The sequence below is a fragment of the Mycobacterium sp. genome (assembly GCF_025933915.1).
Taxonomy (GTDB): Bacteria; Actinomycetota; Actinomycetes; order Mycobacteriales; family Mycobacteriaceae; genus Mycobacterium.
Window position 1 is genome coordinate 1 of record NZ_JAICZA010000041.1, and the last position, 12,988, is coordinate 12,988.

At 69.1% G+C, this 12,988-nt stretch carries 12 protein-coding genes, 1 tRNA gene and 1 pseudogene; 12 read left to right on the forward strand and 2 right to left on the reverse strand.

Translation table 11 applies throughout. The features are described 5' to 3' along the window. The 12 genes from Q0W90_RS09025 to Q0W90_RS09080 all read left to right on the forward strand — a co-directional run. On the forward strand, positions 1–694 hold a 694-nt coding region (locus Q0W90_RS09025), incomplete at its 5' end, for a cyanophycin synthetase (RefSeq protein WP_297774203.1). A 7-nt stretch (positions 695–701) separates the two neighbouring features. Beyond that, the gene (ftsW, locus tag Q0W90_RS09030; protein WP_297592833.1) at positions 702–2,408 is read left to right on the forward strand and encodes a putative lipid II flippase FtsW; all 1,707 of its coding nucleotides are present in this window, start codon (positions 702–704) and stop codon (positions 2,406–2,408) included. After that, complete coding sequence (gene murG / locus Q0W90_RS09035) at positions 2,405–3,640, forward strand: undecaprenyldiphospho-muramoylpentapeptide beta-N-acetylglucosaminyltransferase (RefSeq protein ID WP_297774205.1); 1,236 nt, start codon at positions 2,405–2,407, stop codon at positions 3,638–3,640. Before ftsW ends, murG begins: the two co-directional genes overlap by 4 nt. Beyond that, complete coding sequence (murC, locus tag Q0W90_RS09040; protein WP_297774207.1) at positions 3,637–5,136, forward strand: UDP-N-acetylmuramate--L-alanine ligase; 1,500 nt, start codon at positions 3,637–3,639, stop codon at positions 5,134–5,136. The genes murG and murC overlap by 4 nt, the downstream gene beginning before the upstream one ends. A gap of 53 nt (positions 5,137–5,189) precedes the next feature. Continuing rightward, the gene (locus Q0W90_RS09045) at positions 5,190–6,182 is read left to right on the forward strand and encodes a cell division protein FtsQ/DivIB (protein WP_297774216.1); all 993 of its coding nucleotides are present in this window, start codon (positions 5,190–5,192) and stop codon (positions 6,180–6,182) included. A 313-nt stretch (positions 6,183–6,495) separates the two neighbouring features. Then, entirely contained in the window at positions 6,496–7,653 is a 1,158-nt protein-coding gene (gene ftsZ, locus Q0W90_RS09050; RefSeq protein ID WP_297592949.1) for a cell division protein FtsZ, read from the forward strand. Positions 7,654–7,743: 90 nt separating this feature from the next. After that, positions 7,744–8,451 (forward strand): peptidoglycan editing factor PgeF, encoded by a 708-nt coding sequence (pgeF, locus tag Q0W90_RS09055; protein WP_297592827.1) that lies wholly within the window; start codon positions 7,744–7,746, stop codon positions 8,449–8,451. Between the two features lie 5 nt (positions 8,452–8,456). Continuing rightward, the gene (locus Q0W90_RS09060) at positions 8,457–9,242 is read left to right on the forward strand and encodes a YggS family pyridoxal phosphate-dependent enzyme (RefSeq protein WP_297592825.1); all 786 of its coding nucleotides are present in this window, start codon (positions 8,457–8,459) and stop codon (positions 9,240–9,242) included. Between the two features lie 66 nt (positions 9,243–9,308). Further along, entirely contained in the window at positions 9,309–9,962 is a 654-nt protein-coding gene (locus tag Q0W90_RS09065) for a cell division protein SepF (RefSeq protein ID WP_297592823.1), read from the forward strand. 197 nt (positions 9,963–10,159) lie between these two features. Next, entirely contained in the window at positions 10,160–10,450 is a 291-nt protein-coding gene (locus tag Q0W90_RS09070; RefSeq protein WP_003878110.1) for a YggT family protein, read from the forward strand. 260 nt (positions 10,451–10,710) lie between these two features. Next, the gene (locus Q0W90_RS09075; RefSeq protein ID WP_297592789.1) at positions 10,711–11,508 is read left to right on the forward strand and encodes a DivIVA domain-containing protein; all 798 of its coding nucleotides are present in this window, start codon (positions 10,711–10,713) and stop codon (positions 11,506–11,508) included. 92 nt (positions 11,509–11,600) lie between these two features. Then, positions 11,601–11,942 (forward strand): hypothetical protein, encoded by a 342-nt coding sequence (locus Q0W90_RS09080; RefSeq protein ID WP_297699792.1) that lies wholly within the window; start codon positions 11,601–11,603, stop codon positions 11,940–11,942. 12 nt (positions 11,943–11,954) lie between these two features. Here the strand turns inward: Q0W90_RS09080 and Q0W90_RS09085 are convergent. Next, positions 11,955–12,641, reverse strand: a pseudogene (locus Q0W90_RS09085) (phosphoribosyltransferase); the annotation flags it as partial. 246 nt (positions 12,642–12,887) lie between these two features. Further along, positions 12,888–12,973, reverse strand: a tRNA-Leu gene (locus tag Q0W90_RS09090). Between the last annotated feature and the right edge of the window lie 15 nt (positions 12,974–12,988).

A 12,988-nucleotide genomic window follows, 5' to 3' on the forward strand; every position in this document is an offset into this window, starting at 1 on the left:
CGGCCAGCTGATCGACCACGCCTTCGCCGACGACCTGACGCTGTTGCCGGTCGAATCGATACCGGTGCCCGGACCCGTCGGCGTGCTCGACGCCCTGGCCGCCGCGGCGCTGGCGCGCAGCGTCGAGGTGCCGGCCGAGGCGATCGCGTCCGCGATCGCGACCTTTCGGGTGGGTCGGCACCGGGCCGAGGTCGTGGCCGTCGCCGACGGCGTGACCTACGTCGACGACTCCAAGGCCACCAATCCCCACGCCGCCGAGGCGTCCGTGCTGGCCTACCCCCGCGTCGTCTGGATCGCCGGCGGTCTGCTGAAGGGCGCATCGGTGGACGCCGAGGTCGCCCGGATCGCATCCCGGCTGGTCGGGGTGGTGCTCATCGGCCGAGATCGGCGAGAGGTTGCAGAGGCGTTATCGCGACACGCCCCGGATGTCCCGGTCCTGCACGTTGTGGCAGGCGAGGATGCTGGTATGGATGCGACTGCTGTGGTTTTTGGTGCAGATGTGACAGAAGTGAAACATTTGGGCCGGGATCTCGGCACTGCGGTCATGAACGCGGCGTTGGCCGCGGCTCGTGGCCTGGCCACGCCCGGTGACACGGTCCTGCTGGCACCGGCGGGCGCATCGTTCGACCAATTCGCCGGTTACGCCGACCGTGGCGACGCGTTCGCCGCCGCCGTGCGCGCGGCGATCCGGTAGGGCGGGCGTGGGTAACGCACTAACCCGGCTCCTGGGCCGGGTTAAAGCGACCACTGAGGCCACCGAGGCCGCCGCGACCGAGCACGGACCCGCCCAGGACGCCGACTCGGTGGCGAAGGACACCGGCGCGGGCCCGACGGACGACGCCGGCAAGCCCGATAAGCCCCCCAAGGCGCAAAAGGACAAGGCCGGCGCGAACGACGGCGCTTCGCACAACCGGTTCGGTGCCTGGCTGAGCCGGCCGATGACCTCGTTTCACCTGATCATCGCCATCGCCGGCTTGCTGACGACGCTCGGCCTGATCATGGTGCTCTCGGCGTCGGGCGTGCGGTCCTACGACGCCGACGGGTCGGCCTGGATCATCTTCGGCAAGCAGGTCTTGTGGACGCTGATCGGGCTCATCGCCTGCTACACCTCGCTGCGGATGTCGGTGCGCTTCATCCGTCGCGTCGCCTTCACCGGCTACGTCGTCACGGTCATCCTGCTGGTCTTGGTACTCGTTCCCGGCATCGGCAACCTGGCCAACGGATCCCGTAAATGGTTCGTGGTCGCGGGCTTTTCGATGCAGCCCTCCGAGCTGGCCAAGATCGCCTTCGCCATCTGGGGTGCGCACATGCTGGCGGCCCGCCGTCTGGAGCGCGCCAGCCTGCGCGAATTGCTGATCCCGCTGGTGCCGGCGGCCGTGATCGCGCTGGCGCTGATCGTGGCGCAGCCCGACCTCGGGCAGACGGTGTCGCTGGGCATCATCCTGCTCGCCCTGCTCTGGTACGCCGGCCTGCCGCTGCGTGTCTTCGGCACCTCGCTGCTGGCGGTCTTCATGGCCGGCGCGATCCTGGCAATGTCGGCCGGGTACCGGTCCGACCGGGTGCGGTCCTGGCTGAACCCCGAGAACGACCCGCAGGACACCGGCTACCAGGCCCGGCAGGCGAAATTCGCGCTGGCCCACGGCGGCATCTTCGGCGACGGCCTAGGGCAGGGCACGGCCAAATGGAACTATCTGCCCAACGCCCACAACGACTTCATCTTCGCGATCATCGGCGAGGAGCTCGGTTTCATCGGCGCGTTCGGTCTGCTGGTCCTGTTCGGGCTGTTCGCCTACACCGGGATGCGGATCGCCCGCCGGTCGGCCGACCCGTTCCTGCGGCTGCTGACCGCCACCACGACGATGTGGGTGCTGGGTCAGGCGTTCATCAACATCGGTTACGTGATCGGCATTCTCCCGGTGACCGGCATTCAGTTGCCGCTCATTTCTGCGGGTGGGACATCCACCGCGGCAACGCTTTTCATGATCGGGATCATGGCCAACGCGGCCCGTCACGAACCCGAGGCGGTGGCCGCGCTGCGGGCCGGCCGCGACGACAAGGTGAACCGGCTGCTGCGGCTGCCGCTGCCCGAGCCCTATTCGCCGACGCGGCTGGAGGCTTTCCGCGATCGCAAGGGGTCTCGCGCGCAGTCGGCGGGGGCGCCACGCAAGGGCGCGGGGTCGCCCGGGCGCAAGGCGCCCCGCACCGCCGATGCACCGCCGCGGCCGGCGCCCCCGCGCGCGGCCGGCCGCCCGGCCCGCCAGTCTGCGGGTGGCACGCGCTCGCGGGCGAGGCATCATGGATCTGGCCAGCGCTATGCAAACCTTGGAGCCAATTCTGGAGCCAGTCAGGGCGCCGGCCGGCGTCAGCAACGGCGCACACGCGCATTGGAAGGTCAGCGTTACGGGTGAACGGCACGGTCAACAAGCCGACCGGCGGGCGGGGGGCAGACCCTCTGCCCGCCGGTGCCGCGTTGTCGGCTTTTCGTCCGCTGTCGGTCGTGCTGGCCGGCGGGGGAACGGCCGGCCACGTCGAGCCGGCGATGGCCGTCGCCGACGCGCTCAGGGCGCTCGACCCGCGGGTCCGGATCACCGCGCTGGGCACCGCGCGGGGGCTGGAGACCAGGCTGGTGCCCGAGCGCGGGTATGACCTCGAGCTGATCACGCCGGTGCCGCTGCCGCGCAAGCCCAGCGGCGACCTGGCCCGCCTGCCGAGGCGGGTGTGGCGGGCCGTCCGGGAAACCCGCGCCGTGCTGACCGCGGTCGAGGCCGACGTGGTGATCGGCTTCGGCGGGTACGTGGCGCTCCCGGCCTATCTGGCCGCCCGCGGCCTCCCCGGCGGGTACCCGCGGAAGCGCCGGGTCCCGGTGGTGATCCATGAAGCCAACGCCCGCGCCGGGCTGGCCAACCGGGTCGGCGCCCGCAGCGCCGAGCGGGTGCTCTCCGCGGTGCCCGATTGCGGACTGCCGGGCGCCCAGGTGGTCGGAGTGCCGGTGCGCGAGGCCATCACCTCGCTGGACCGCGCGGCACTGCGGGCCGAAGCGCGCCGACACTTCGGTTTCGCCGAGGACGCCCGGGTGCTGCTGGTGTTCGGCGGCTCGCAGGGGTCGGCCTCCCTGAACCGGGCCGTCGCCGGGGCGGCCGCCGAGCTGGCCGACGCGGGCGTGGCCGTGTTGCATGCGCACGGCCCCAAGAACGTGCTCGACCTGCGCGAACCCCGCCCGGGCGATCCACCGTACGTGGCGGTGCCCTACCTCGACCGGATGGATCTGGCCTATGCGGCCGCCGACCTGGTGATCTGCCGGTCCGGGGCGATGACGGTCGCCGAGGTCTCGGCGGTGGGCCTGCCGGCGATCTACGTGCCCCTGCCGATCGGCAACGGGGAGCAGCGGCTCAACGCGCTGCCGGTGGTCACCGCCGGCGGCGGCATGGTGGTCGCCGACGCCGACCTGACGCCCGAGCTGGTCGCCCGGGAGGTGGCGGCCCTGGTGGGCGACGCGCCGCGGCTGGCGGCGATGACGACGGCCGCCGCGCGCGTCGGACATCCCGACGCGGCGCGCCAGGTTGCCCAGGCGGCGCTGGACGTCGCCAGGAAGGCGCAGCTCGGCCGCTCGAGCGGCCGGTGGACCGGGGGAACCCGGTGAACACCGAACAGCTGCCGCCCGAGCTGCAGCGGGTCCACATGGTCGGCATCGGGGGAGCCGGCATGTCGGGCATCGCGCGCATCCTGCTCGACCGCGGCGGGCTGGTGTCCGGCTCGGATGCCAAGGAGTCGCGCGGCATCCACGCGCTGCGGGCCCGCGGTGCCCAGATCCGCATCGGACACGACGCGTCCGCGCTGGATCTGTTGCCCGGTGGCGCCACCGCGGTCATCACTACCCACGCCGCCATCCCGAAAACCAACCCCGAGCTCGTCGAGGCCCGGCGTCGCGGCATTCCGGTGATCCTGCGGCCGGCCGTACTGGCCAGGCTGATGGATGGGCGCACCACGCTGATGGTCACCGGCACGCACGGTAAGACGACGACGACGTCAATGCTGATCGTGACGCTGCAGCACTGCGGGCGCGACCCGTCATTCGCGGTCGGCGGCGAAATGGGCGAGGCCGGGACCAACGCCCACCACGGCAGCGGCGACTGCTTCGTCGCCGAGGCCGACGAAAGCGACGGATCGCTGCTCGAGTACACGCCCAACGTCGCGGTCGTCACCAACATCGAGACCGATCACCTGGACTTCTACGGCAGCGCCACCGCCTACGTCGACGTGTTCGACTCCTTTGTGGAGCGGCTCGCCCCGGGCGGGGCGCTGGTGGTGTGCGTCGACGACCCGGGGGCGGACGCGCTGGCCCGGCGCACGGCCGAGCTGGGCATTCGGGTGCTGCGGTACGGATCCGGTTCGGGGACTTCGCAATCCGGTGAACCGCTGGCCGCCAGCTTGCTGTCGTGGCAACAGCAGGGCACCGAAGCGGTCGCCCAGATCCAGCTGGCCCCCGAATTGGATCCGGAGCAGCACCCGCGGGTGATGCGGCTCTCGGTGCCCGGACGCCACATGGCGCTCAACGCAATGGGCGCGCTGCTGGCGGCCATCGAGATCGGCGCCGCGGCCGACGCGGTGCTGGACGGGCTGGCCGGCTTCGAGGGGGTGCGCCGCCGATTCGAGCTGGTCGGCACCGCGGGCAACGGGCCAAACCCGAACTCCATGGTGCGGGTGTTCGACGACTATGCCCACCACCCCACGGAGATCGCCGCCACGCTGGCGGCGGTCCGAACCCTGCTCGAGCAGAGCGGTGACGGCCGCAGCATAGCGGTGTTCCAGCCCCATTTATATTCGCGGACAAAAGCTTTCGCTGAGGAGTTCGGTCATGCGCTGGACGGCGCGGACGAGGTCTTCGTTCTCGACGTCTACGGCGCGCGCGAACAACCGCTGGCCGGGGTCAGCGGCGCCAGCGTCGCCGAGCACGTCAGTGTCCCGGTGCGCTACCTGCCGGACTTGTCCGCCGTCGCCGAACAGGTGGCCGCGGTGGCCGGGCCCGGCGATGTCATCGTCACCATGGGGGCCGGCGACGTGACGCTGCTGGGACCCGAGATCGTCACGGCCCTGCGGGTGCGGGCCAACCGTGGCGCACCGGGGGCGTTGCGATGACCGAGCCGGGCCCGGAACCGACCGGCGCCATCCCGGGCGACCGCCCGGCGACGATGCGGGCTGCGGAGCGATCCGCTGCGGAGCCGGACAAGCCGGGTGTCGACAACCAGGCCGACAAGCCCGACAACCCGGTCCCCGACGACGCGGTCACCGAACCGCTCCTCACCGAAACGGGCCCCGGCCCGGCGGACGCCGATCAACAGGCCGACCGAGACCCCGAGCCGGCGGAGGTCGAGGGGCCGCGCCGGCGTGCGCGCCGGGAACGCGCCGAACGCCGCGCCGCTCAGGCCCGCGCCACCGCGATCGAAGAGGCGCGTCGTGAAGCCAAGCGCAGGGCCACCGGGCGGCCGGTCAGCGAGCCCACGCCCGTTGCCCGGGGCGTTGTTCGAGGGCTGAAGATGCTGTTGGTGACCATCCTGCTGGTGATCGTCGGCATCGGGCTGGCATTGGTCCTCTATTTCACGCCGGCGATGTCGGCCCGCAACATCGTCGTGGTCGGCACCGGCGCGGTGACCCGTGAAGAGGTCCTGGATGCGGCGCAGGTGCGGCTCGGGACGCCGCTGCTGCAGGTCAACACCAGCCAGGTCGCCGACCGGGTGGCGGCGATCCGCCGGGTGGCCAGCGCGCGCGTGCAGCGCCAGTACCCGTCCGCGCTGCGGATCACCATCGTCGAGCGAGTCCCGGTGGCGGTCAAAGACTTTCCCGACGGCCCACACCTTTTCGACCGGGACGGCGTGGACTTTGCGACCGGGCCGCCGCCGCCGGCGCTGCCGTACCTCGATGTCGCCGAACCGGGGCCCAACGACCCGGCCACCAAGGCGGCCCTTGCGGTGCTGACCGCGCTGCGTCCCGAGGTCGAGGATCAGGTCGGCCGGATCGCGGCGCCCTCGGTGGCCTCGATCACCCTGACGCTGGCAGACGGCCGGGTGGTGATCTGGGGGACCACCGACCGCACCGACGAGAAGGCCGAGAAGCTGTCCGCGCTGTTGACCCAGCCCGGCAAGGTCTACGACGTGTCGAGCCCCGACCTGCCGACGGTCAAGTAGCGATCTTCGTCACGTCGCCGCGCCGGCGCCCCGCCGTCGAACGGGCCATCCACCGCGAGTGTGCGTGTTTGTCCGCGACACGCCGCGAACGGTCGGCATTCTGCGCACATTCGCGAAGAAAAAATTTGCGCGCTGGCGTCGGCGCGCCTGCGGGGTTCGCGCGCGCCATGCCCATACCGTTCTGGTTGCGCGGAACTACTTGACATAACTCTAACTCTATGGTTGAGGTTGAGAGTTTGCCAGGGAGGACCGCCAACGTCCGGAGGAGCCCACCGCCGGGAGAGCCGAGCCCATTCAGGGAGGAAGACGAATGATGACCCCCCCGCACAACTACCTGGCCGTGATCAAGGTCGTGGGTATCGGTGGCGGCGGCGTCAACGCCGTCAACCGAATGATCGAACAAGGCCTCAAAGGCGTCGAGTTCATCGCGATCAACACCGACGCGCAGGCGCTGTTGATGAGCGATGCCGACGTCAAGCTCGATGTCGGGCGCGACTCCACCCGTGGGCTGGGCGCCGGTGCCGACCCGGAGGTCGGGCGCCGGGCCGCCGAAGACGCCAAGGACGAGATCGAAGAGCTGCTACGCGGGGCGGACATGGTGTTCGTCACCGCCGGTGAGGGCGGCGGAACCGGCACCGGCGGGGCTCCCGTCGTCGCCAGCATCGCCCGCAAGCTGGGCGCGCTGACCGTCGGTGTGGTCACCCGGCCGTTCTCGTTCGAGGGCAAGCGGCGCGGCAACCAGGCCGAAACCGGCATCGCGTCGCTGCGGGAGAGCTGCGACACCCTGATCGTGATCCCCAACGACCGGCTGCTGCAGATGGGCGACGCCGCGGTGTCGCTGATGGACGCCTTCCGCAGCGCCGACGAGGTGCTGCTCAACGGCGTTCAGGGCATCACCGACCTGATCACCACCCCGGGGCTGATCAACGTCGACTTCGCCGACGTCAAGGGCATCATGTCCGGCGCCGGAACCGCGTTGATGGGCATCGGCTCGGCCCGCGGCGAGGGCCGTTCGCTCAAAGCCGCCGAGATCGCCATCAACTCGCCGCTGCTGGAAGCGTCGATGGAGGGGGCGCAGGGCGTCCTGATGTCGATCGCCGGCGGCAGCGACCTGGGGCTGTTCGAGATCAACGAGGCGGCCTCGCTGGTGCAGGACGCCGCGCACCAAGACGCCAACATCATCTTCGGTACCGTCATCGACGACTCGCTGGGCGACGAGGTGCGTGTCACCGTCATCGCCGCGGGCTTCGACGCCACCGGCCCCGGCCGCAAACCCGTCATCGGCGGTAATGCCGACAAGGGTGAGAAGACCGGCGCGCACCGTATCGAGTCGGCGAAGGCCGGCAAGCTCACCTCGACGTTGTTCGAACCGGTCGACGCGGTCAGCGTGCCGGTGCACACGAACGGTTCGACCTTGAATATTGGCGGCGATGACGATGATGTCGATGTGCCGCCGTTCATGCGCCGCTGAGGTCTCAATTTGCTTGCCACTGCGCGACAAACCGGCCGCGGCCGGACGTCGATGCGGCCTGGCGGGCAACAGCTTCGAGATACTGGTCATGTGAGCGTTCGCATCCGGCGGGTGACGACCACCCGCGCCGGTGGTGTCTCGAAGCCACCCTTCGACACCTTCAATCTGGGCGACCACGTCGGTGATGACCCGGCGGCGGTCGCCGAAAACCGGGCCCGCTTGGTCGCCGCCGTCGGCCTGCGCCCCGGCCGCGTGGTGTGGATGAACCAGGTGCACGGCGATCGGGTCGAGGTGGTCGACGGGCCGCAGGGCGCCGCCGTCGAAGATGCCGATGCGCTGGTGACACGCACGGCGCGACTCGCGCTGGCGGTGGTGACCGCCGACTGCGTCCCGGTGTTGATGGCCGATGCGCGTGCCGGTGTGGCCGCGGCGGTACACGCCGGCCGGGTCGGGGCCCAGCGCGGTGTGGTGGCGCGGACGGTGGAGGCGATGCTGGAGCTGGGTGCGCGGCCCGACGACATATCGGCCCTGCTGGGCCCGGCTGTCAGTGGCCACAACTATGAGGTCCCCGCGGCGATGGCCGACGAGGTCGAAGCGGCGCTGCCGGGCAGCCGCACCACCACCGCGGCCGGAACTCCAGGACTCGATCTGCGAGCCGGAATCGCTTGCCAGCTAAAGGATTTGGGTGTCACGGCGATCGATATCGACCCGCGGTGCACGGTGGCCGACCCGGCATTGTTCAGCCATCGCCGGGATGCGCCCACCGGTCGGCTGGCCTCGATGGTCTGGATGGAGTGACCGCGATGGCGGTAGGAGCATCAGATCCAGAAAGCGGCAGCGACCGCGAATCGGAATTAACCCACGCATTGGCGGCGGTGCGCTCACGCCTTGCCGCGGCGGCAGAAGCGGCGGGCCGCAATGTCGGGGAAATCGAAGTTTTACCCATTACCAAATTCTTCCCAGCAACCGACGTTGTGACTTTGTCTCGATTGGGTTGCCGGGCCGTTGGCGAATCGCGGGATCAGGAAGCGACGGCGAAGGTGGCCGAAGTCACTCGCCTGTTGGCCGCTTGTGAGCGGGCGAACGTGGGCAGCCCGCGCTGGCACATGGTGGGTCATATTCAGCGGAACAAGGCCCGGTCGGTGGCCTGCTGGGCCCACACCGCCCACTCGGTCGACAGCGCGCACCTGGTGACCGCGCTCGACCGGGGCGTGGCGGCGGCGCTGGCCGAGGGGCTCCGCACCGACCCGATGCGGATCTACGTCCAGGTCAGCCTGGACGGCGACGAGTCTCGCGGCGGCGTGGACGTTTCCCGCCCCGGTGCCGTCGACCAGGTGTGCGCACAGGTCGAGGAGTCGCCCAATCTGGATCTCGCCGGGTTGATGGCCATCCCGCCGCTGAACTCGGATCCCGATGAGGCCTTTGACCGGCTCCAATCGGAGCATCGGCGGGTGCTCGAATCGCATCGGAACGCGGTCGGCCTGTCCGCCGGCATGTCCGATGACTTCGAAATTGCCGTCAAACACGGTTCGACGTGTGTGCGTGTCGGTACCGCGCTATTGGGCCGCCGACCGTTACCGTCACCGTAAGTAGTCACTGCAGTAACAGCTTTATCACTAACACCAGGAATCCCAGGGGCTAGAAGGGTCAACGCAATGAGCACACTGCACAAAGTCAAGGCCTATTTCGGTATGGCCCCAATGGACGACTACGAAGACGAGTATTACGACGATCGCGCGCCGTCCCGCGGTTTTCCGCGCCCGCGATTTGACGAGGCTTTCCAGGGATATGGCCGTTACGACGGCGACGACTACGACGACGCGCGCCGCGAGCCCGCCGACTACCCGCCGCCCAGCGGCTACCGCGGCGGCTACAGCGAGGAAGCGCGCTACAGTCCCGTTCACCCCCGCGATTTCGACCGGCCCGAGATGAACCGGCCGCGCTTCGGGTCGTGGTTGCGCAACTCCACCCGCGGCGCGCTGGCGATGGACCCGCGCCGGATGGCGATGATGTTCGAGGACGGCCACCCACTGTCGAAGATCACCACGTTGCGGCCCAAGGACTACAGCGAGGCCCGCACCATCGGCGAGCGTTTCCGCGACGGCACCCCGGTCATCATGGACCTGGTGTCGATGGACAACGCCGACGCCAAGCGGCTGGTCGATTTCGCGGCCGGCCTGGCCTTCGCCCTGCGTGGCTCCTTCGACAAGGTGGCGACCAAGGTGTTCCTGCTGTCGCCCGCCGACGTGGACGTGTCCCCGGAGGAACGTCGCCGGATCGCCGAAACCGGTTTCTACGCTTACCAATAGCCGCGCGCCGCGCGTTTGGCGATTGCTTGTCCATGGCTTGTCCATGGGGGTCGCCCGCACACTCGAACGGTTGAGCGACGTCCGGGACCACGTGACGTGGGGCTTGTGATCCGGAGTCGGTAGGCTGACAGTCGCCGCGCACGTCCGCGGCGCTTGGCATCGCTTGGCATTTCATCGGTAAGGTCGGGGCACTTCAGTTGGTGTTGTTCTTTCAGATCCTTGGGTTTGCGCTGTTCATCTTCTGGCTGCTGCTCATCGCTCGGGTCGTCGTCGAGTTCATCCGCTCGTTCAGCCGGGACTGGCATCCCACCGGGATCACCGTGGTGGTGCTGGAGATCATCATGTCGATCACCGATCCGCCGGTGAAACTGCTCCGCCGGCTGATCCCACAACTCACCATCGGAGCGGTGCGCTTCGACCTGTCGATCATGGTGCTGTTGCTGGTGGCGTTCATCGGCATGCAGTTGGCGTTCGGCGCCGCGGCGTGAGCCGCTTCCGGCCCGCGGTGTGAGCCTGTTCCGGCCCGGAGACAGTTCGGCCACGTTTTAGCGTCGGTTTGGTTCCCGCGATTTAAAATTTCTAAGGTTTCGGATTTTATTGGCCTCAATGTTTGAAATTGGCTCTTAATTATTGGGCTAATCAGCAACCGTCGCGCCTGGTGTGACAGGATGGACGGCAGTTGCGCTACGGCTACCACTGCGTTCTACACTTTCCAGAACGTTCGACAGGAACTTGAGGGGACGAAACAATGCCGCTTACACCAGCCGACGTCCACAATGTGGCGTTCAGTAAGCCGCCGATCGGCAAGCGGGGCTACAACGAAGACGAGGTGGATGCCTTCCTCGATCTGGTGGAAGCCGAGCTGACGCGACTCATCGAAGAGAACAGCGATCTGCGCCAACGGATCGAAGAGCTGGACCACGAGCTGGCATCTGGCGGCGGCGCCGCCGCCCCGGCCGCGACCGCCGCGCCCACCCAGGCCATTCCCGTCCGCGAGCCCGAGCCGGAGCCCGTCAAGGCGGCGCCCGCCCCGGCCGCCGCGGTCAACAACGAGGAACAGGCCATGAAGGCCGCTCGGGTGCTGAGCCTGGCCCAAGACACCGCCGACCGGCTCACCAGCACCGCGCAGGCCGAGTCGGAGAAGATGCTGTCCGACGCTCGCGCCAACGCCGACCAGATTCTCAGTGAGGCCCGCAGCACCGCCGAGACCACGGTCACCGAGGCCCGGCAGCGTGCCGATGCGATGTTGGCGGACGCGCAGACCCGCTCGGAGACCCAGCTGCGCCAGGCCCAAGAGAAGGCCGACGCCCTGCAGGCCGACGCCGAACGCAAGCATTCCGAGATCATGGGCACCATCAACCAGCAGCGCACGGTTCTGGAGGGCCGCCTCGAGCAGCTCCGCACCTTCGAACGCGAATACCGCACCCGGCTCAAGACCTACCTGGAATCCCAGCTGGAGGAACTCGGCCAGCGCGGATCGGCGGCACCCGTGGACTCCAGTGCGGATGCGGGCGGGTTCGACCAATTCAACCGGGGTAACAACTAGCCTGTCAGCTGTGCCGCACGCTCGCCGAGCTTCGGGGTTGGCACACTGGGTCTTGAACACCGCAGTCCCGCTCGTCGCCTGGAGGATGTCCGATGCTCGTCATTGCGCTGGTATTGGCCCTGATCGGGCTCGTCGCGTTGGTGTTCGCCGTCGTCACGAGCAACGAGTTGGTCGCCTGGATGTGCATCGCCGCCAGCGTGGCGGGTGTGGTGCTGTTGATCCTCGACGCCTTGCGGGAGCGCCACCAGCGTGAGCTGGGTGGTGACCACGACCGGGATGCAGGCGAGGCCACGTCCGACGAGGACGACTATGTCGACTACCCCGAGGAAGTCCCCGCCGGGGGCGAACCGCAGCTCGTCACCGAAGTGCAAACGGAGGAGCCGGAGCAGTCCAGGGCCGCGGCCGAGGGCCGCAGCGACGAGCCCGCCAAGTAACGTTCGGCTCGCTCAGCCCGTCGGCGTGGTGAGCAGTTCGCGCACCTCGTCGTCACTGACCTGATGGAAGTCGTCGTAGACCTGCCCGACCGCTTCGAATCCGGGCGGCATCGTCACGCACACCACGTCATCGGCCTCCCGCGCGAGCTCGCGGCAGGTCGATTCCGGCCCCACCGGGACCGCGACGATGATTGATTTCGGCCCCGCGGCTCGCACCGCTCGCACGGCGGCCAGCATGCTGGCGCCGGTGGCGATCCCGTCATCGGCGAGGATCACGATCCGGTCGCGCAGGTCGGCGGTCGGGCGGCCGCCCCGGTAGGCGTGTTCACGCCGGAGCAGTTCGGCCGTCTCGCTGTCGATCACCTCGCGCACCTGCTCGTCGGTGACGCGCAAGCTGGCGACGACGTCGTCGTTCATCACCAGACCGCCACCGCTGGCCAAGGCGCCCATTGCCAGCTCCGACCAGTTCGGCACCCCGAGCTTGCGCACCAGGAACACGTCCAGCGGGGCGTGCAGGGCGGCGGCGATCTCCCAGGCCACCGGCACGCCGCCGCGTGCCAACCCGAATACCAGCACATCGTCGCGGCCGCCGTAGGACATCAGCCCCTCGGCCACCGCGCGACCGGCCTCGCGGCGGTCACGAAAACTGCGTGTCGCCGTTCGCCGGAGAAAGCCGTTCGGTCGGTTCATTGGTCGCACACCAGCCTACGTCGGAATGCCTACGTGCGGACCGGTGTTGCCGGCCGCCGCTCGGGCGCGCGGCAGGCGCAAGCGCAACGAGGTTGCGCGGGAAGGTGATTGGACGTTGCGAGCAACGTTGGGTCCCGCAACGCCATCGGCGCGGATGTGGGGCCGCAGCATGGGTGTGATCGCGGCTTCGCCGCTCAACACACTCCATCGGCTCGGAAATGAACGCAAGCGCTCATTTCGCTCGCCTCAGTCGTGTGTCCGAGGGGGGACTTGAACCCCCACGCCCATTAGTAGGGCACTAGCACCTCAAGCTAGCGCGTCTGCCATTCCGCCACTCGGACAAGGCCAAACCAGCA

Excerpts from the sequence above, each read along its gene's own strand:
- Q0W90_RS09065 (WP_297592823.1), top strand. The coding sequence starts at position 9,309 with ATGAGCACACTGCACAAAGTCAAGGCCTATTTCGGTATGGCCCCAATG.
- Q0W90_RS09075 (WP_297592789.1), top strand. The coding sequence starts at position 10,711 with ATGCCGCTTACACCAGCCGACGTCCACAATGTGGCGTTCAGTAAGCCG.
- Q0W90_RS09080 (WP_297699792.1), top strand. The coding sequence starts at position 11,601 with ATGCTCGTCATTGCGCTGGTATTGGCCCTGATCGGGCTCGTCGCGTTG.
- Q0W90_RS09060 (WP_297592825.1), top strand. The coding sequence starts at position 8,457 with ATGGCGGTAGGAGCATCAGATCCAGAAAGCGGCAGCGACCGCGAATCG.
- Q0W90_RS09045 (WP_297774216.1), top strand. The coding sequence starts at position 5,190 with ATGCGGGCTGCGGAGCGATCCGCTGCGGAGCCGGACAAGCCGGGTGTC.
- ftsZ (WP_297592949.1), top strand. The coding sequence starts at position 6,496 with ATGACCCCCCCGCACAACTACCTGGCCGTGATCAAGGTCGTGGGTATC.